Origin of the sequence: Bacillus sp. M6-12, assembly GCF_002860285.1 — a bacterium.
Lineage (GTDB): Bacteria > Bacillota > Bacilli > Bacillales > DSM-1321 > Peribacillus.
Genome location: NZ_PGVF01000006.1, coordinates 310948 through 330294 on the forward strand (window position 1 = coordinate 310948; position 19347 = coordinate 330294).

General features: G+C 42.1%; 16 protein-coding genes and 1 other RNA gene. 14 read left to right on the forward strand and 3 right to left on the reverse strand.

Translation table 11 applies throughout. The features are described from left to right. The first annotated feature begins 162 nt into the window (after positions 1-162). From CVD28_RS09765 to ssrA, 9 genes are all read left to right on the forward strand, one after another. A complete protein-coding gene (locus CVD28_RS09765; RefSeq protein WP_101592181.1) occupies positions 163-1347 on the forward strand; it encodes a phosphoglycerate kinase in 1185 nt (394 codons plus the stop codon). A 54-nt stretch (positions 1348-1401) separates the two neighbouring features. After that, positions 1402-2163 carry a triose-phosphate isomerase gene (gene tpiA / locus CVD28_RS09770; protein ID WP_101592182.1) on the forward strand — a complete coding sequence of 254 codons (762 nt, stop codon included), beginning with the start codon at positions 1402-1404 and terminating at the stop codon, positions 2161-2163. Beyond that, positions 2156-3688, forward strand: coding sequence for a 2,3-bisphosphoglycerate-independent phosphoglycerate mutase (gpmI, locus tag CVD28_RS09775; protein ID WP_101592183.1), 1533 nt, complete (start codon positions 2156-2158; stop codon positions 3686-3688). Before tpiA ends, gpmI begins: the two co-directional genes overlap by 8 nt. A 28-nt stretch (positions 3689-3716) precedes the next feature. Beyond that, positions 3717-5012: a phosphopyruvate hydratase gene (gene eno, locus CVD28_RS09780; protein WP_101592184.1), complete on the forward strand. Its 1296-nt coding sequence runs from the start codon at positions 3717-3719 to the stop codon at positions 5010-5012. A 394-nt stretch (positions 5013-5406) separates the two neighbouring features. Next, complete coding sequence (gene secG / locus CVD28_RS09785) at positions 5407-5640, forward strand: preprotein translocase subunit SecG (protein WP_101592185.1); 234 nt, start codon at positions 5407-5409, stop codon at positions 5638-5640. A 508-nt stretch (positions 5641-6148) separates the two neighbouring features. Further along, on the forward strand, positions 6149-6889 hold the full coding sequence (locus tag CVD28_RS09790) for an alpha/beta hydrolase (RefSeq protein WP_101592186.1): 741 nt from the start codon (positions 6149-6151) through the stop codon (positions 6887-6889). Between the two features lie 45 nt (positions 6890-6934). Beyond that, positions 6935-9313, forward strand: coding sequence for a ribonuclease R (gene rnr, locus CVD28_RS09795; RefSeq protein ID WP_101592187.1), 2379 nt, complete (start codon positions 6935-6937; stop codon positions 9311-9313). Positions 9314-9535: 222 nt separating this feature from the next. Beyond that, positions 9536-10003, forward strand: a complete 468-nt coding sequence (gene smpB / locus CVD28_RS09800; protein WP_101592188.1) for an SsrA-binding protein SmpB — start codon at positions 9536-9538, stop codon at positions 10001-10003. 146 nt (positions 10004-10149) lie between these two features. Beyond that, positions 10150-10511: a transfer-messenger RNA gene (gene ssrA / locus CVD28_RS09805) on the forward strand. 500 nt (positions 10512-11011) lie between these two features. Here the strand turns inward: ssrA and CVD28_RS09815 are convergent. Continuing rightward, positions 11012-11896 (reverse strand): TIGR03943 family putative permease subunit, encoded by an 885-nt coding sequence (locus CVD28_RS09815; RefSeq protein ID WP_101592189.1) that lies wholly within the window; start codon positions 11894-11896, stop codon positions 11012-11014. A 12-nt stretch (positions 11897-11908) separates the two neighbouring features. Further along, positions 11909-12778, reverse strand: coding sequence for a permease (locus CVD28_RS09820; protein ID WP_101592190.1), 870 nt, complete (start codon positions 12776-12778; stop codon positions 11909-11911). 199 nt (positions 12779-12977) lie between these two features. On the opposite strand from CVD28_RS09820, the gene CVD28_RS28715 reads away from it, so the two are divergent. The 5 genes from CVD28_RS28715 to CVD28_RS09840 all read left to right on the forward strand — a co-directional run bounded on the left by CVD28_RS28715 (position 12978) and on the right by CVD28_RS09840 (position 16762). Then, positions 12978-13112, forward strand: a complete 135-nt coding sequence (locus CVD28_RS28715) for a hypothetical protein (protein WP_257985818.1) — start codon at positions 12978-12980, stop codon at positions 13110-13112. Positions 13113-13244: 132 nt separating this feature from the next. Further along, positions 13245-14177, forward strand: coding sequence for a metal ABC transporter solute-binding protein, Zn/Mn family (locus CVD28_RS09825; RefSeq protein WP_101592191.1), 933 nt, complete (start codon positions 13245-13247; stop codon positions 14175-14177). Between the two features lie 4 nt (positions 14178-14181). Beyond that, on the forward strand, positions 14182-14943 hold the full coding sequence (locus CVD28_RS09830) for a metal ABC transporter ATP-binding protein (RefSeq protein WP_101592192.1): 762 nt from the start codon (positions 14182-14184) through the stop codon (positions 14941-14943). Positions 14944-14957: 14 nt separating this feature from the next. Then, a complete protein-coding gene (locus tag CVD28_RS09835; RefSeq protein WP_101592193.1) occupies positions 14958-15887 on the forward strand; it encodes a metal ABC transporter permease in 930 nt (309 codons plus the stop codon). Further along, positions 15884-16762: a metal ABC transporter permease gene (locus tag CVD28_RS09840; protein WP_101592194.1), complete on the forward strand. Its 879-nt coding sequence runs from the start codon at positions 15884-15886 to the stop codon at positions 16760-16762. Before CVD28_RS09835 ends, CVD28_RS09840 begins: the two co-directional genes overlap by 4 nt. Positions 16763-17431: 669 nt before the next feature. On the opposite strand, the gene CVD28_RS09845 is transcribed toward CVD28_RS09840, so the two are convergent. Then, positions 17432-18976 carry a sensor domain-containing diguanylate cyclase gene (locus CVD28_RS09845; protein ID WP_101592195.1) on the reverse strand — a complete coding sequence of 515 codons (1545 nt, stop codon included), beginning with the start codon at positions 18974-18976 and terminating at the stop codon, positions 17432-17434. Positions 18977-19347 lie beyond the last annotated feature (371 nt).

Here is a 19347-nt window from a genome sequence, read left to right on the forward strand (position 1 = left end):
CCAATATTAGCAGATATACAAATCATGGTTATTTTGGCTGATTATGACTATAATGAAAAAGGGATAAAGGGGAGCGGGGATGTATGCCCTCTCCTCTTTCTTACTGATAAAGCTAAACAAGGGTTAATTCGCAGTCCCTAATTAAGAGGAGGTCCTTTGTCAATGAATAAGAAGTCGATCAAGGATATTGATGTAAACGGAAAACGGGTTTTTTGCCGGGTGGATTTCAACGTTCCAATGGAAAATGGAAATGTAACAGATGATACGAGAATCCGAGCAGCGATCCCGACCATTCAGTATCTATCCGAACAAGGAGCAAAAGTAATCCTTGCAAGCCACCTTGGCCGTCCAAAGGGAAAAGTTGTCGAGGAATTGAGATTGACTCCTGTGGCCAAACGATTAAGTGAACTGCTTAACAAAAATATTGCGAAATCGAATGAGGCATATGGTGACATTGCTAAAGCTGAGGTTGAAAAACTAAATAATGGTGATGTGCTGCTTCTTGAGAATGTTCGTTTTTATCCGGGCGAAGAGAAAAACGACCCGGAATTAGCAAAAGCTTTTGCTGAACTTGCGGATGTATATGTGAATGATGCATTCGGGGCAGCTCACCGTGCTCATGCTTCAACTGAGGGAATTGCTAAGCATCTTCCTGCAGTGTCCGGTTTGTTAATGGAGAAGGAATTGGAAGTTTTGGGAAAAGCCCTTTCTAATCCAGAACGGCCTTTCACTGCCATTATTGGAGGAGCTAAGGTAAAGGACAAAATCGGAGTAATTGAAAATCTTCTTGAAAAAGTGGACACCTTGATTATTGGCGGGGGACTTGCTTACACATTTGTTAAGGCCCAGGGACATGAAGTTGGAAAATCATTGCTTGAAGAAGATAAGATTGAGCTTGCTCAATCATTTATGAATAAAGCACAGGAAAAAGGCGTTCAGTTTCTTATGCCTGTAGATGTGATTGTTGCAGACGATTTCTCTCCTGATGCTAATACAAGAGAAGTAGCTATCGATGCCATTCCAGCAGAATGGGAAGCACTCGATATTGGGCCGAAAACAGCAGCTCTTTATGCGGATGCAATTAAAAAATCAAAGCTTGTTATCTGGAATGGGCCAATGGGTGTATTTGAATTTGACAAGTTTGCCGGCGGCACAAAAGCAGTGGCAGAAGCTCTTGCAGATTCAACTGATACTTATAGTGTTATTGGCGGCGGAGATTCAGCGGCTGCTGTTGAAAAGTTTAATCTTGCTGAGAAAATGTCCCATATTTCAACCGGTGGCGGAGCTTCCCTTGAGTTTATGGAAGGCAAGGAATTGCCGGGCGTAACAGCACTGAATGATAAATAAAAACAGCAACCCCTTTTAAATTACCGTCTTACTACAGAAAGGATGGTCTGCCTTATGCGTAAACCAATTATCGCTGGAAACTGGAAAATGAATAAAACGATGTCTGAGGCTAAAAGTTTTATAGAGGAAATTAAATCGCTTGTTCCTGCCAATGAGAAGATGGAGGCAGTCGTATGTGCTCCTGCCCTTTTCCTTGATCAGCTTGTACAGATAACAGAAGGAAGCGATGTAAAAATAGGTGCACAAAATATGCACTTTGAAGAGAATGGAGCTTTTACAGGAGAGATCAGCCCAGCTGCACTTGCAGATCTAGGGGTCCAATATGTGATCATTGGCCATTCAGAGCGCCGGGAAATGTTCAATGAAACCGACGAATCGGTAAACAAAAAGACAGCGGCTGCTTTTAAATACAACCTGATTCCAATTGTGTGCTGCGGAGAAACACTTGAAGAACGTGAAAGCGGACAAACGAATGAACTTGTAGGAAACCAGGTTAAAAAGGCTCTTGAAGGGCTCTCAGAAGACCAAGTTAAAAATATGGTGATTGCTTACGAGCCTATCTGGGCTATTGGAACAGGCAAGTCTTCAACTTCTGAAGATGCCAATGCTGTTTGCTCGCATATCCGCTCTGCAGTTGCTTCCCAATTTTCACAGGATGCTGCCGATGCAGTCCGCATTCAGTATGGCGGCAGTGTGAAGCCGGAAAATATCAAAGAGTATATGGCACAGTCTGATATCGACGGTGCCCTTGTAGGAGGAGCAAGCCTTCAAAGCCAGTCTTTCCTGCAATTATTGGAGGCAGGCCAGTATGAGTAAAGCACCTGTTGCATTGATCATCTTAGATGGTTTCGCGATTCGCGGAGAGCGCAAAGGAAATGCAGTAGCACAGGCAAAGAAACCTAATTTTGAGCGATTCTGGAATGAATATCCGCATGCGCAGCTTACTGCTTCAGGAGAGGCGGTCGGGCTTCCCGAAGGCCAGATGGGCAATTCAGAGGTAGGCCACTTGAATATTGGTGCGGGACGGATAGTGTATCAAAGCTTAACTCGTGTAAACGTAGCAATCCGCGACGGTGAATTCCAGGAAAATGAAACATTCAAGGGTGCTATTGATCATGCTAAAAAGAATGGTACCGACCTTCATTTATTCGGATTGCTTTCTAACGGCGGCGTTCACAGCCATATTAATCATATGTATGCGCTGCTGAAGCTTGCTGCAAAGGAAGGCATAGAAAAAGTATATGTACATGCTTTCCTTGATGGACGCGACGTAGGGCCCCAGACTGCTGAAGGATTTATCCGGGAAGCAGAGGAGCAAATGAAAGAAATCGGTGTTGGACAGTTTGCAACAATATCCGGCCGTTATTATTCAATGGACCGCGATAAACGCTGGGACCGGGTAGAAAAGTCATACCGGTCAATGGTTTACGGTGACGGTCCGACGTATTCCTCAGCGATGGAAGTTGTGGAAGACTCTTACCGGAACGGAATTTTTGATGAGTTTGTTCTTCCGTCCGTTATTACTGATGAAAAGGGACAGCCGATCGCTACAATTAAGGATAATGATGCTGTAATCTTTTATAATTTCCGTCCTGACCGGGCTATTCAAATCTCCAACACGTTTACAAATGAAGATTTTCGGGCGTTTGACCGTGGAGAAAAGCATCCGAAGAGTCTTTATTTCGTATGTCTGACTCATTTTTCGGAAACAGTAAACGGGTATGTTGCATTTAAACCGACAAATTTAGACAATACCTTGGGTGAAGTGCTGTCGCAAAATAATTTAACACAGCTCCGAATTGCGGAAACCGAAAAATATCCACATGTCACGTTCTTTATGAGCGGCGGCCGTGAAGACAAGTTTCCGGGGGAAGAACGCATCCTCATAAATTCCCCAAAGGTTGCTACTTATGATTTAAAGCCAGAAATGAGCGCATATGAAGTGACGGAAGCATTACTCGACCAAATCGAGAATGATCGTTTCGATGCGATTATTTTAAACTTTGCTAATCCAGATATGGTAGGGCATTCTGGAATGCTGGAGCCAACCATAAAAGCGGTTGAGACAGTGGATGAATGTCTGGGCAAGGTGGTAGATGCCATTATTGCCAAGGGCGGTGCCGCTATTATTACCGCTGACCATGGAAATGCGGACGAAGTAGTAACGATAGAAGGCAATCCGATGACTGCCCATACTACCAACCCTGTTCCGGTCATTGTTACCAAAAAGGGCCGGGAACTGCGCGAAGATGGTATTCTTGGTGATCTTGCTCCGACTGTGTTAGACTTGCTTGGAGTAAAGGCACCAGTTGAAATGACAGGAACATCACTTTTAAAATAACTTTTACTATCGAAGGAGAGAGTTTAATATGCCATTTATTTCTTATGTATACGCACGTGAAGTTTTGGATTCCCGCGGTAATCCGACAGTTGAAGTTGAAGTAATGACTGAATCAGGATTTTTCGGCCGAGCAATTGTTCCATCCGGTGCTTCTACTGGTGAATATGAAGCAGTAGAGCTTCGTGACGGAGATAAATCCCGTTACCTCGGCAAAGGTGTGTTACAAGCGGTAGAAAACGTTAATGAAGAAATCGCTGAAGCCATCATTGGCATGGACGTAACTGACCAGGTAGGAATTGACCGTACGATGATAGAATTGGACGGAACTGAAAACAAGGGCAAGCTAGGAGCTAACGCAATTCTTGGTGTTTCCATGGCATGTGCCCATGCTGCGGCAGAATCAGTTGGCCTTCCTTTGTACCGTTACCTTGGCGGAGCAAATGCAAAGCAGCTTCCAACTCCAATGATGAATATCATCAACGGCGGATCACATGCTGATAACAATGTGGACTTCCAAGAATTCATGATCCTTCCTGTAGGAGCACCTACATTTAAAGAAGCAATCCGCATGGGTGCCGAAGTATTCCATTCATTGAAATCCGTTCTTTCTTCAAAAGGACTTAACACAGCTGTAGGTGACGAAGGCGGATTCGCTCCAAACCTTGGCTCTAACCGTGAAGCATTGGAAGTTATCATTGAAGCGATCAAGAAGGCTGGCTATGAGCCTGGAAACGACGTCCTTCTTGGCATGGACGTTGCTTCTTCTGAGTTCTTTAACAAAGAAACAGGTAAATACGACCTTGCTGGTGAAGGCCGCACTGGCTTAAGCTCTGAAGAAATGGTCAGCTTCTATGAGGAATTGGTGAATGAATTTCCGATTATCTCAATTGAAGATGGTCTTGATGAAAACGACTGGGATGGCCACAAGCTATTAACTGACCGCCTTGGCGACCGTGTTCAATTAGTTGGTGATGATCTGTTCGTTACAAACACAAAGAAACTTTCTGAAGGTATTGAAAAAGGAATTGCTAACTCAATCCTAATCAAGGTTAACCAAATCGGTACACTTACAGAAACTTTTGATGCGATCGAAATGGCTAAGCGCGCAGGCTACACTGCAGTTGTTTCCCACCGTTCAGGTGAAACAGAAGATGCCACAATCGCTGACATCGCTGTTGCCCTTAATGCAGGCCAAATCAAAACAGGCTCTATGTCCCGTACAGACCGTATTGCTAAATACAACCAATTGCTTCGCATTGAAGATGAGCTTGGTGAATTAGCGGTATATGATGGACTAAAGTCATTCTATAACTTGAAGAAGTAATATCTTATAAAAAATCTGCCGTCAGACGTGATGGCAGATTTTTTTATACCTAGGCTTTCTTTCTAAAAAGAGCTCTGAAACTGCCTGTTGATTCCCGCTCTAGTGTCGGTCGGGAGCCTCCTCGGCATCCACGCTTGCGGTCTCCCTTGGTCCGCTTTCCCCGGGTACACTAATACTGGGAGAACACCGCCTGAAGGAAATGCGAAACATTTTCGAGGAGTCTCGCGCTTTTTGCTCCTATCAACACCAAAATCAACAATGAACTTTATCATAGCCTTAAATAATTTTTAACTTTTATAAAGGCGAATTACTGCGATGCAAATCTCCATTGTAGTCTGGCTCTATGTATGGTAAAGTTAGAGTAATGTTTATTTGTTTCGGGAGGTGGAACTTCGTGCACGCAGTTCTGGTTACACTTTTAGTTATTGTTTGTATCGCACTTATTGTAGTGGTATTGCTTCAATCCGGAAAAAGCGCGGGGCTTTCAGGTGCTATTGCTGGAGGTGCTGAACAGCTTTTTGGCAAGCAAAAAGCTCGAGGCATTGATTTGGTGCTTCATCGTATCACTGTTGTTTTAGCTGTTTTATTCTTTGTTTTAACGTTGGCTGTAACATATCTAAAACTATAATCCTAAAACAGGGATATATACATCATGGAAGTACCCGGCATCTGCCGGGTTTTTTGCATACTGTTGAATTTTTCTCTCTCTATCATGGTGTTCAAATTAAATTGAAAAAGATAGGTTTTGACATGATTAAGAGTGCTGATAACAACTGTTTTAATTTATTTATGAGGTTATAAGCCAATCACTTCCGAAGGCAAAAAGCGCCTTCTGTCAGGGCTTGTCTTGTGCTTAGGCCCACAGGATGTGGGTCAGAACGGCGTTGCCCCAGGACGGGGCGAACTTAGCCGTTCATCCTTAGAAGGGATGTGCTGGCGTCGACGTTCCTTTTGTCCGGGCACTTACGCTTTTCTGTATGCGTTGAATTAGCATCCAATGAAAATCTTTGCTTAAATAGAAGAAGGAGGATCGAAGCTTAATCAATCGTTTGATTAAACTGTTGCTTCAGTGGGATTCTATATAGAATCTGAAATCACCTGAAAACTTAACAACAAGAATAAAGGGAGTTATATATATGAGAGTTAAAATGCCGCAGCCATTCACATTTGAAGGAGGCAAGCGGGCTATTCTGCTTCTCCACGGTTTTACCGGGAATTCTGCAGATGTCCGGATGCTTGGCCGCTATTTGGAAAGCCGGGGATATACATGCCATGCACCTCAATATAAAGGACATGGAGTACCGCCAGAGGAATTGGTTCATTCTGGGCCGCGTGATTGGTGGAAGGATGTCATGATGGCTTATGACTTTTTGAAAAGCAAAGGTCATCAGGAAATTGCTGTAGCCGGCCTGTCACTTGGAGGGGTTTTTTCCCTGAAATTAGGTTACACTGTACCTGTAAAGGGTATCGTACCAATGTGTGCACCAATGTATATAAAAAGTGAAGAAACGATGTATAAAGGAGTTTTGGAGTACGCGAGAGAATTTAAAAAAAGAGAAGGAAAAAGCGAGGAACAAGTTGAGAGTGAAATGAAGGCTTTTGCGCCGATGGATACTCTTAAGGCCCTTCAGGAACTCATCGCTGATGTACGCGCTCATGTCGATGAAATATATACGCCCACTTTTGTTGTACAGGGGCGCCATGACCGTATGATTAATATAGACAGTGCGAATATTATTTATAACGAAGTAGAAGCAGAAAATAAGAAAATAAAATGGTATGAAGAATCGGGCCATGTTATCACCTTAGATAAGGAACGTGACCAGCTTCATGAGGATGTCTATCAGTTTTTGGAATCGCTTGATTGGCAGGAATAAGGAGCGTCCTCTCGTGAATTCATACCTTTAAAAGGAGGTTTTTATATGGAGGATAGTATCCGCCAGCATGTTGACAGGCTTCTTTCCTATATGAAGGAGGAAGCATATAAGCCATTGACAGTCCAGGAACTTGAACAGGCATTGGAAGTTCAGGATTCAATTGATTTTAAGGATTTTGTTAAAGCATTAGTGCATATGGAGGAAAAGGGACTCGTTGTCCGCACGCGCAGCAATCGTTACGGGCTCCCGGAAAAAATGAATCTAATCCGCGGCAAGATTACAGGACATGCAAAGGGATTTGCCTTTGTGGTGCCTGAAGAGCCAGGAATGGATGACATTTTTATCCCGCCAAATGAAACGAAGAATGCAATGCATGGCGATATCGTGCTCGTCAGGGTTTCAACAGAGTCAAATGGTACAAGAAAAGAAGGAACAATAGAAAAAATAGTCGAACGTGGCATTTCTGAAGTGGTCGGTACATACGTAGAGAGCAAGCACTTTGGCTTTGTTGTTCCTGATGATAAAAAAATTGCCAATGATATATTTATTCCAAAAAATGCTTCCGGCGGCGCCGTAGAAGGCCATAAGGTAGTCGTCCGGCTTACCGCTTATCCTGAAGGGCGTACAAGTGCAGAAGGAGAAGTTATCGAGATCCTAGGCCATAAAAATGACCCTGGGGTCGATATCCTTTCGGTTATTTACAAGCATGGGCTGCCGCTTGAATTTCCTGATGATGTGCTGCAGCAGGCAATTGATACACCTGATACAATTGATGAAAGCGAACTGGAGAACAGGCGTGACCTGCGTGATCAAACGCTTGTAACTATCGATGGCGCGGACGCAAAGGATCTGGATGATGCCGTTACCGTTAAGCGGCTGGATAATGGCAATTATAAGCTTGGCGTTTCGATTGCCGATGTTTCCTATTATGTTACCGAAAACTCGCCGATTGACAGAGAAGCGTTTGAACGCGGAACAAGTGTATATTTAGTGGACCGTGTTATTCCGATGATCCCGCACCGTCTTTCCAATGGAATCTGTTCCTTAAATCCACAGGTAGACAGGCTGACATTAACTTGTGAAATGGAAATTACGCCTCAGGGTGAAGTCGTGAATCATGAAATATTCCAGAGTGTCATTAAGACTGTGGAACGTATGACTTATGGCGATGTGAATAAGATTTTGGTCGAAAATGATGAAGAATTGCTGAAACGGTATGAGCCGATCGTTCCAATGTTCCGTGAAATGGAAGAGCTTGCTCAGATTCTCCGGGATAAGCGCATGCGCCGCGGTGCCATCGATTTCGACTTTAAGGAAGCAAAAGTGCTTGTCGATGAGGAAGGACAACCGACAGATGTGGTTCTCCGCGAGCGTTCAGTGGCTGAGCGGCTAATTGAGGAATTCATGCTGGCGGCAAACGAAACGGTGGCTGAGCATTTTCACTGGATGGAAGTGCCGTTTATTTACCGTATCCATGAAGATCCTAAGGAAGAAAAACTCCACCGCTTCTTTGAGTTCATTACGAATTTTGGATATTTAGTGAGGGGAACAGCGAACTCTGTCCATCCACGAGCGCTTCAGGAAATTATTGAAGCGGTTGAAGGAAAACCGGAAGAAATGGTAATCTCAACGGTTATGCTTCGTTCCATGCAGCAGGCGAAATACGATCCGGAGAGCCTTGGACACTTTGGATTGTCAACCGACTATTATACACATTTTACATCACCAATCCGGCGCTATCCCGATCTGATTGTACACAGATTAATCCGTACCTATCTGATTGAGGGGAAGATTGATGAATCAACCCAGGCGAAGTGGGATGCCAGGCTGCCGGAAATTGCTGATCATACTTCCAATCGGGAGCGGCGCGCAGTAGATGCTGAACGGGAAACAGACGACCTGAAGAAGTCGGAATATATGCTTGATAAAATTGGTGAAGAATATGATGGCATTATCTCTTCTGTAACCAACTTTGGCATGTTCGTGGAATTGCCTAATACCATTGAAGGTCTTATCCATGTAAGCGCGATGTCCGACGATTACTACCGTTTCGATGAGCGGCATTTGGCCATGATTGGTGAGCGTTCAGGCAAGGTGTTCCGTATTGGGGACGAAATTTCAATTCGTGTTGTCAATGTTAATAAAGATGAACGCGCGATTGATTTTGAAATCGCCGGCATGAAAGATAACAGAAGGCGTGAGGATACGGAGAAACGAATCTTCCGGGCGGCTCCAAGCGACCGGAAGCGGCGAAAGGATGACCGAGGCGGTAAAAGCGAAGGAAGAGGAAGTGGCGGCGGCAGAAATAACGGCGGAGGGCGTACTGGAAGCGGATCTGCTTCTGATAAGCCTAAGCGCACAAAGAAATACTATGAAAATGCTCCTGCTGCCAAACGGAAAAGCAAGCGTCCAAAGAAAAGATAAGATGATATTTTAAAAAAGGTAAGAGCCTGTCCTCCAGCAGGCTCTTCTCCTTTTGCAGAACTCGCTTAAATTGCCGATATCCTTAAAATTTGATATCATGTTTAAAAGAAAAACAGTACCTTTTTACAAAAGGATGTTTAGCTGCAGCGCCGAACGAATATTCTATGATTGTTGCAACAAAATACAGTTTCACAAGGCGCTTTCGATGTAGGGGGAGTTTAGATGCCAAAGGGTGAGGGCAAGCAAGTAGCACAAAATAAAAAAGCATACCATGATTATTTTATAGAAGAGACCTATGAAGCTGGAATTGTACTTCAGGGAACCGAGATTAAAGCAATCCGGGCAGGAAGATTAAACCTTAAGGACGCCTTTGCGAGAATCGAGCGCGGGGAACTGTTTCTCCATAACATGCATATAAGCCCTTATGAACAGGGTAACAGGTTCAACCACGATCCGTTAAGGACGAGGAAGCTGTTATTGCACCGAAAGCAGATTAACCAGCTGATTGGCGAAACAAAGGAAGCTGGCTATACAATCGTTCCATTAAAGGTCTATTTAAAAAACGGATTTGCTAAAGTTCTAATTGGCCTTGGTAAAGGGAAAAAGAATTTCGATAAACGGGAAACACTGAAGAAAAAGGATGCGAACCGTGAAATCGAGAGGGCTTTGCGTGAACGGCAGAAGATGTAGCTGTTTACAGGACCTTACAATTGAAAAATAACGAAAATATGTTATAATAATAAATGTAAGACATAATTGAATATCAGCAAACAAGCTGGCTATTCATTCTTCGTAAACTCCATTCGTTGTTGCCTAAGACGCAGCAGCCATATCATGGGGACGCTACGGATTCGACAGGGATAGTTCGAGCTTAGGTTGCGAGTCGAGGGGATCGGCCTCGTTAAAACGTCAAAGCCTATAACTGGCAAACAAAACAACAACTTCGCTTTCGCTGCTTAATAACAGTTGATTGCGGTTCCTCCCTCCATTGCCCATGTGGTAGGGTAAGGGACTCACTCTAAGTGGGCTACGCCGGATTCCACCGTCTGAGGATGAAGGAAGAGAACAACCAGACTAGCTGCCCCAAAGCCTGTCGATAGGCCGCCGGGTAAGCGAAATGCCAATATGTCGACTACACTCGTAGAAGCTTAGGTGCCGTTATGTCTGGACGTGGGTTCGACTCCCACCGTCTCCACCATACATAAATTTGGTGGCATGAATTTTAATGTAACTTTAAGCATATCTTTGCAACAATGACAAACTTATGCTTAAAAACGCTTTGACAATATTATGTTTAAAATTATTTTGAAAGTTTGAATGGATACAAAAATGCTCAGAGTTTTAATGGCTCTGAGCATTTCTTTTATTATTATGGACAAAGGTATTAGTTTCAGCAGGATAAAGAAGAACTATACAGAATAAAAATATCATAAAATGACAAACGGTGATCCAGGGGGATGACCGCCTTGTTTTGTTGAATGCCTTATTCAACAGGGGTGCGTTGTTTGAACCCCTTATTGAAAATTGCATGTAGTCCTATTCTACACAAAACCCTCGGAAACCCCTACTGGAGTCACCGAGGGCTTAACAGACTATATTTTCGTTATGAATCACTGCTTCAATCTTAATGGAACCGCCATTTGCCCAACGGTACGTACGGTGGTGTGAGAGGTTGGGGGTTAGTCACACCCTCCTACTCTAATAAGTTCGATAGACATAGGTATCTTCCGGCTCTTTTATTTTGGACCAATCTTTAATGTTAAGGGCAGGGATCGTTGTTTTAAATGGCTGGTAATAAACGGTCGATAATGTGCCTTTTACTCGGATCCAGTCATCATCCTTTAAGTCCATTTCTTCAGGAAATTCCACGAGCATTCCGTATACCCCCGAATCTGCGATGCAGTGAATAATCCCAAATCGCAGGACAAATAGTTGATTCTTATTCGAGGTTTCCCCATGAAAGACGAATCCTTCCAACTGCAGCGTTTTGCCCATAAATTCACCAGGGAAGTTATAAAGAGTTTCCATCCCGTTCAAATAATTTTTGTCATTTAATACAACGGAGGAACCTGAACTGAATTTTTTTAAATCTTCATCCATCAGTTTTCTATAACCATCAGCCCCATAATAAACACTTGTATCAGGCCTTAGGTATTGAGTTTGGGAATACTGGTCAGGATTTTCAAAACCGGGAAAGTGAAAACCTTTCGCCTTCACAATATTTGAATCCAATTTGGCCACCGGGAAGAATAATCCAGTGATCAGCGGGACAAAAAAGACCGCATAAATTAATCCTTTTACCCATTTAGGTTTATCCTCATCGTGGCTATGGTCATGCCCGCAGCAAGAGTGGTCGTGTTCGTGCGCATGGCTGTGTGCACAGCTCCCCTGGTCTAATCCATCTTCTTCCTTTGAGTCCTTCAGCAAATTAATAAACTCGACAATTAACAGCAAAATAAAGATGAAGATTGCGATAAAGGAAAGATAGGAGTACTTCATATTAATATATTGTGATAATTGACCTGTTGCGTGCAGATGAAAAAACAGGAAAGCGTATCCCATTAAAATGATTGACCTTAGCATTTTTCTACCCTCCTAAAAAAATAGAGATCCTATGAAAACAAGCATTGATATATACAGAATGATAAGGAATACGGATTTCTTCTTAAATGCACTTAGCATCATTAAAGTGTTTTTAATATCCACCATTGGGCCGAATACTAGGAATGCAACCAGGGAGCCGGTGGAAAAGGTTGTTCGGAACGAGGAAGCAATAAATGCATCAGCTTCCGAACAGAGGGAAAGGACAAACGCAAGGCCCATCATAACCAAAGAGCCGGAAGCTTCATTCTGTCCAATTGCCAGCAGGGTCGATGTTTTCACATAGGTCTGCATGGCAGCGGCGACAAAAGCGCCAAGAATAAGATATTTCCCAACAGAGAAGAATTCCTCGACAGCATGGTTGAGAGTCCCTTTGATTTTTCCCATGACTGAAACATCCTCATCGGTCAAAATGGCCGGATTAAGCAAAATGGAATCATCCTTGTAATGCCAGAATAAAAGGAGGCCGACAATAAAAGCCACAACGACTGCAAGCCCTCCGCGGTAAAGCATGATTTCCCAGCTGTTTCCAAAGGCGATATATGATGAAAATAAAACAATCGGATTAATGACAGGCGCTGTAAGCATAAAAGCAATACCCGCATAGGAAGGAACTCCTTTTCCAATCAGTCTTCGCACAACCGGAACAATCCCGCATTCACAGGCTGGAAAGAGCGCGCCAATCAGAATCGAGAACAAAATGGCCAAAATGGGGTTTTTCGGCATCATCCTGGCAATCATTTGTTCAGATACAAACATTTGAATAATGCCAGCCAATAATACCCCAATTAGAACAAAGGGAAAAGCTTCTATTAGAATACTGATAAAAATTGTATTTAATTGCAAGAATGATTGTGTCATCATTTTTAGCTTCCTCCAAAAAACCAAACTAATTTAATGATTGTAGCACAATTTAGAGAGACGTGGTGACCAATTTACTCCCTATACAAGAAATACCTTCCTGCCCGCATAAAAAAATTTCCTTAAATAATTTATTTTGGATAAAGGAAACTTTTTGGCGGTTGGCGAATATAGTTAAAAATAAAGCGGGGAGGATACAAACATGAAGGGATCGATTCGTATAAAAAAGAAAATCTTTACTTATTCTTTTCTCTGCAAGCTTTTGGGAGTATTAAGTGAAGAGGATTTTAACCGGATTAACCCAAATCATTTTCAGATTGAGGAGGTGGTGAGATGAAGTGCTAGCGTGAATGGCGACATTAAAATTGCAGTAATGTTTTCTGGGGAAAGACCATTTTTTTTGGGAAAAAAGTTGCCTTAAGTAAAATTTAGTGGTTAAAGACAAAAATTTAGAAAAGAGGAAAGGCCCATGTTTAAGAAAATCAAGGCTACAGTATTGATGTTTGCGGCAATTGGATTAGTGCTTGCTGGCTGTTCTGGCACAAAAGCAAACAAGGATGATGACGGCAAAATCAAAGTAACAGTCACAATCGGAATGATTGCAGATATTGTGAAAAATGTTGGAGGTGAGCATGTTGAAGCTGTCGGTTTAATGAAATCCGGGGTTGACCCTCATCTTTACAAGGCATCTCAGGGCGACATCAAAAAGCTTGATGAAGCGGACATGATTTTTTACAACGGGCTCCACCTTGAAGGGAAAATGGTTGATATTTTTGAAAAAATGGAAGCCGAGAAGCCAACTATTGCGGTAACAAAGGATATACCAGAATCTGAATTGCGCGGGTGGGGGGATGATGCAAACGCACATGACCCGCATGTCTGGTTCAATGTCAGGCATTGGATTTCAGCTACCAAAACGGTTAGGGACGAATTGGCCAATTTTGACCCCGACAATAAACAGGAGTACCAACAGAATGCCAATGAGTATATCAAAAAGCTGGAGGAGCTTGACGAGTATGCAAGAGAACAAATCGCAACCATCCCGGAAGAAGCAAGGGTCCTTGTAACAGCCCACGATGCATTTGGTTATTTCGGGGATGCCTATGACATTAAAGTAATGGGACTTCAGGGAATCAGCACAGCATCGGAGTATGGATCAAAGGATGTCAGCAGTCTGAGAGATTATCTGGTTGAAAATAAAGTTAAAGCAGTCTTTGTTGAATCAAGTGTCCCCAAGAAAGCCATCGAAGCTGTTATTGAAGGAGCAAAAGAAAAAGGCCATGATGTAAAAATCGGCGGGGAACTGTTCTCTGACGCAATGGGAGAAGAAGGCACAGTGGAAGGCACCTATATAGGCATGGTAAGGCACAATGTTGATACCATAGTCCAATCATTAAAGTAAGGAGATGAAGAAGATGATTTCACCCGTAAAAGTAAGCAATCTGACGGTTGCCTATCAAAAGAAGGCTGTGTTGACGGATATTTCTTTTACTGTCCCCGAAGGAAAGCTGATTGGAATTATCGGCCCCAATGGCGCCGGGAAATCAACCTTGATCAAAGCAATTCTGGAATTGATCCCGTCCATATCCGGCACGGTTGAGATTTTTGGAGATTCATACAAAAAGAACCGGAAGAAAGTAGGATATGTCCCGCAACGGGAATCGGTTGACTGGGATTTTCCTACAGATGCACTTGATGTAGTGACTATGGGACGCTATGGCCATTTAGGCTGGTTTAAACGGCCAGGAAGAAATGACACCACTATTGCCATGCAATGTCTTGAAAAAGTAGGAATGGGAGAATTTGCACAAAGGCAAATCAGCCAGCTTTCTGGAGGTCAGCAGCAGCGCGTCTTTTTGGCTCGGGCACTTGCACAGGATGCAGAACTTTACTTTATGGATGAACCATTTGTTGGAGTGGATGCAGCAACAGAAAAGGCAATTATCACTTTGCTAAACAACTTAAAAAATCAGGGAAAAACCGTTTTGGTGGTCCATCATGATTTGAATACGGTAAAAGAGTATTTTGACTGGATTATGCTCTTGAACAAAGAGCTGATTGGAATCGGGCCTACTGCAGAACTATTTACAAAAGAGATGCTTCAGGAAACATATGGAGGCAAGCTGACAATGCTTGAAAAAGAAGAAGCGCCCATTATTATCAGCTGAGGAGTGTGAAAATAATGAACTGGATTGAACTATTTCAGGATCCAAATACACAATGGATTTTGCTTGGGTCGATGCTTCTGGGGCTAAGCAGCGGCATGATTGGGAGTTTTGCCTATTTGCGGAAGCAGTCGCTGATGGGGGATGCCCTGTCCCATGCATCCCTCCCTGGTGTATGCATTGCCTTTATGTTGACAGGGACCAAATCGATTTTCTTTTTCTTGATCGGAGCAGCAGTCGCTGGGGTCATTGCCACTTTTCTGATTGGCTATATCACAAGGAATTCCCGGATCAAACAAGACTCGGCACTGGGGATTATATTAACAGTGTTTTTTGGTTTCGGAATTGTCCTCTTGACACAAATCCAGCACGGCGACAGCGGGAATCAAAGCGGGCTTGACAAATTTTTATTCGGGCAGGCTGCATCCATGGTCCAATCGGATGTACACACGATGGCCAGCATCAGCATCATTCTGGCTGCTTTATCCTTCCTGTTCTTCAAGGAATTTAAGCTTTTGTCCTTCGACCCCGGGTTTGCAAAAGGAATTGGGCTGCCAACCATGCTCCTGGACCAATTTATCATGCTCCTTATCGTGACTGCAGTGGTTGTGGGTATTCAGGCAGTTGGCGTCGTCCTGATGGCAGCGCTATTGATAACACCAGCAGTAGCAGCACGATATTGGACAGAAAAACTGCATGTCATGGTTCTTCTGTCTGGATTGTTTGGAGCACTGAGCGGCTTTGCGGGTACGGTGATAAGCACAATGGCCAATAATCTGCCAACCGGGCCCCTTGCAGTACTGTCTGCAACTATCATCTTTATATTTTCAGTTGTCTTTGCACCGCGGCGGGGAATAATTACAAAAAGCCTGATGCAGGCAGCGGCGAAAAAGGACTATGAAGAGAAGAAACTGTACCGGAAAAAAGTGAAGGAGGGGTCTTTATGAATGACTTGTGGATTATTCTAATTGGAATATTGGTAGCCTGGTCCTGCAGTATCCTGGGATGCTTCCTCGTCTTAAGAAAAATGTCGATGATTGGAGACGCCATTAGTCATTCCGTCCTGCCTGGCATTGCTCTGGCTTTTCTTGTCAGCGGTACAAGGGATTCTTTCGTCATGATGATGGGAGCAGCGGCCATTGGCCTTGTCACCGTCTTCCTGATTCAAATGTTCACAAATTCAGGTGTTCAATCGGATGCTTCCATCGGTGTTGTATTTACAGCTTTATTTGCGGTGGGGGTTGTCCTGGTCAGCACTTTTACCAGGCAGGTGGATTTGGACCTTGACTGTGTCCTTTATGGCGAAATTGCCTATGCCCCCTGGGATACATTCATGATTAATGGCTATAATCTCGGACCCAGGGCTGTATGGGGAATTGGTTCCAGCTTCCTTTTAAATGTGCTGGCAGTCGGGCTGTTTTACAAGCAGTTTAAAATCTGCTCCTTCGACCCTGCTCTGGCAGCAGCGCTCGGAATACCAGTAGCATTATTCCATTACTTGCTGATGGGCCTGGTATCGATTTCAACGGTTGCTTCATTTGAAAGTGTTGGTGCCATTCTTGTGGTAGGTATGATCATTGTTCCTGCTGCAACTGCCTATTTGCTTACAGAAAGCCTGGGAAAAATGATTGGCATCAGTATGGGAGTCGGAGCTGTTAGTTCAATAGCTGGTTATTATATTGCCTATCTGTTGGATGCTTCTATTGCCGGGTCCATGATTAGCGTGGCTGGCGGAATCTTTTTTCTCGTATTCCTTCTTTCCCCGAAACATGGAATCCTTTCGAAAAAGTGGGCAAGAAGAAAAATAGTTTCAGAACATTAAGGAGGTGAGCAGGATTATTGATGCCATCCCCAAGTGAAGGAATGTATTTGGATGAGATTTATCGGTCTAAGGAAGGAATTTTAATATGTGATAAAATTAATTACTTATCTAAAGGCAGCGTTGGTCCAAAAGGGATTAACGCTATTTTTTTGTACTTCTTCAACACGGGAGCAGGGTAGAATTCCTGTAATTGTTAAAGGATATCGCACTCAAAGCTATAAACCATGAAGGGGATTTTTATGGAATTTGACCTTGTTGAAACAGGAGAAGTTTATTTACAAAGTACAACTCTTTACAATATTGAACCATTAGAGATAAGCAGATAAAAAAATGAAGTAATGTGTCAATGGAGGACACAAACTTAATTTAGACCATAAAATCGTCATGAGTAAAATGCTTGTCATAGGTAGAAAAAAGACCTTCGATTAATACATGAGGCCTTTTTTTCTGTGCAAGTAATATTGCCAATGGGCAAAAAAGTCAGTAAGGACGGGGCTTGGCAATTATTTAATTAAATTTTGGCAAACTTATGCTTAAAGTTACATTTAATTGTTTAACATAAAACATAAGTTTTCCACATAGAAAACTTATGTATGAAGATTGCTATTCGATAATACTCACCATTAGGTGGGTATTTTTGCTTTTTAAAAGCTCTTTTTTCATTACTCCCTATTCGTTATTTGCAATGACAATTTTGTTTCTTCCCTCTTGCTTTGCTTTATAGAGAGCTTGGTCAGTTAAGTTAAATAAATCCGAAAAATTGTTAGCTGTTTTAGGTAAATTTCCTATTCCAATAGAGACTGTAACGCAATATCCTGTAGGGCTAGGTGTCGTTTCAGCCTTTATTCTTATTCGTTCTGCAATTGTTTGAGCAATTTTAATATTGGTCTCTGGCAGTACAATCAAAAACTCTTCCCCGCCAATACGGAAACATAAATCCTTTTTCCTGGTTTCTTCTTTAACCATTTTGGCAATATACTTTAATACTTCATCACCCATTTGGTGTCCATATTGGTCGTTCACTTTTTTAAAACGGTCAATATCAAATAAAATGATGGAGTACATTTCTAAATATTCAAGTGTCTTTTCTAAAGACCTGCGATTATAGTAACCAGTTAAGGGGTCCAGATTTGATTCATTTTCTGCATATTGAAGTTGTTTTTGATAAAAATCAACTGTTAATAAAATCGTTCGTTTTAATTCTTTTAACTCAAAATACCATGCGGGTATACGGGGTACTGGGACGGAATTATTTTCTGAGATTTTTTGTGCATACACGGCTAAATCCCTTACAGGTTTTATAATTTTTTTTAACATGATAATGGACAGTAGAAATACAAATATCATAAACGGAATCGCAGTTAGGCTTACTTGTTTGGCCATTTCCAAAGTAGGTTCCATCACGGACTTTTTAGGAGTTTGAGATATAATCCCCCAGTTGCTGGCAGAAAACGCGTACCCGGCGAGCATTGGTATCCCCCTTGTATTCATAACCTCTTGATTTCCATTTTCTCCTTTTAAAGCTTGCTGTACGGCTTTGTTTTCTATTGCGTTTGTATTAATTCTTTTTTCATCAGGGTGATAAATGATATTCCCCGCAGAATCCACTACATATACATATGAATCATTTTGATGTTTTGGATGCTGACCAAGAACTCTTTTTAGGCTATTTTTTTCCTGTAGATGAATGGTTCCAGCAAGAAACCCTTTATATGTCCCATTGTCATCAAAAACAGGGACAGAAATAAGCAATATGAGATTCCCCGTCACACCAACATACGGCTTAGATATTAAGGGTGCTTTTTGATTCAAGGCTTCCTTTACTCCAATGGTATTCAGCTGTTTACCCATTACAGACATATCTGGAGCTGATGCAACAATGTGTCCTGTTTGATTGATAAACAATATAGAATTAAAAAAAGTAGTAGAATCTAACGTATGCTTTAATTCTTTATATATCGTTTTTGAATCAATTGATAAATATTCCTTGTCATGTGACTCCATAGTTAGACTTTTAAACATATTACTAAAAAGAGCATCCGTCGTAATGGCCAATTTTTGTGCATAATATTGATTTTCTATTAAATAATTCTTCTCCAAGTTTTGTTTACTTACTAACAATCCAGAAATAGCAGTTCCAATCCATGTCCCCACCATGGCAAAAGCTAATAATGAAAGACTAAGAAATTGCATATTCAATTTAAAAGGTTTCATTTCATACCCCAATTATTCCTATATTTTCTATGTTAACTATATCGGTAGGCACTAATTGATTATATATAAAAAATTACGAAATAGTGAATTTTCTCTAGAGATAACTAGTCATAAAAATACACTTATGATGATAGGTGCTTATTTAACGGTAGAGTCAAATAGATACAATATTTATGTTTACTTTTTTCCTTAGCTGTCCCTCTTTGAAAAGGAGATTTCGTAAATAATCACTGATAATAACATAGAGCCTTAGAATGATATAGCTCTTAAGTTAGAATTTTCCAGTAGACAATCCATGTGTATTCTCTAATAATTTATAATATTAATTATTCTACTGACATCATAACTTACTTAATATTTACTGGAATGTA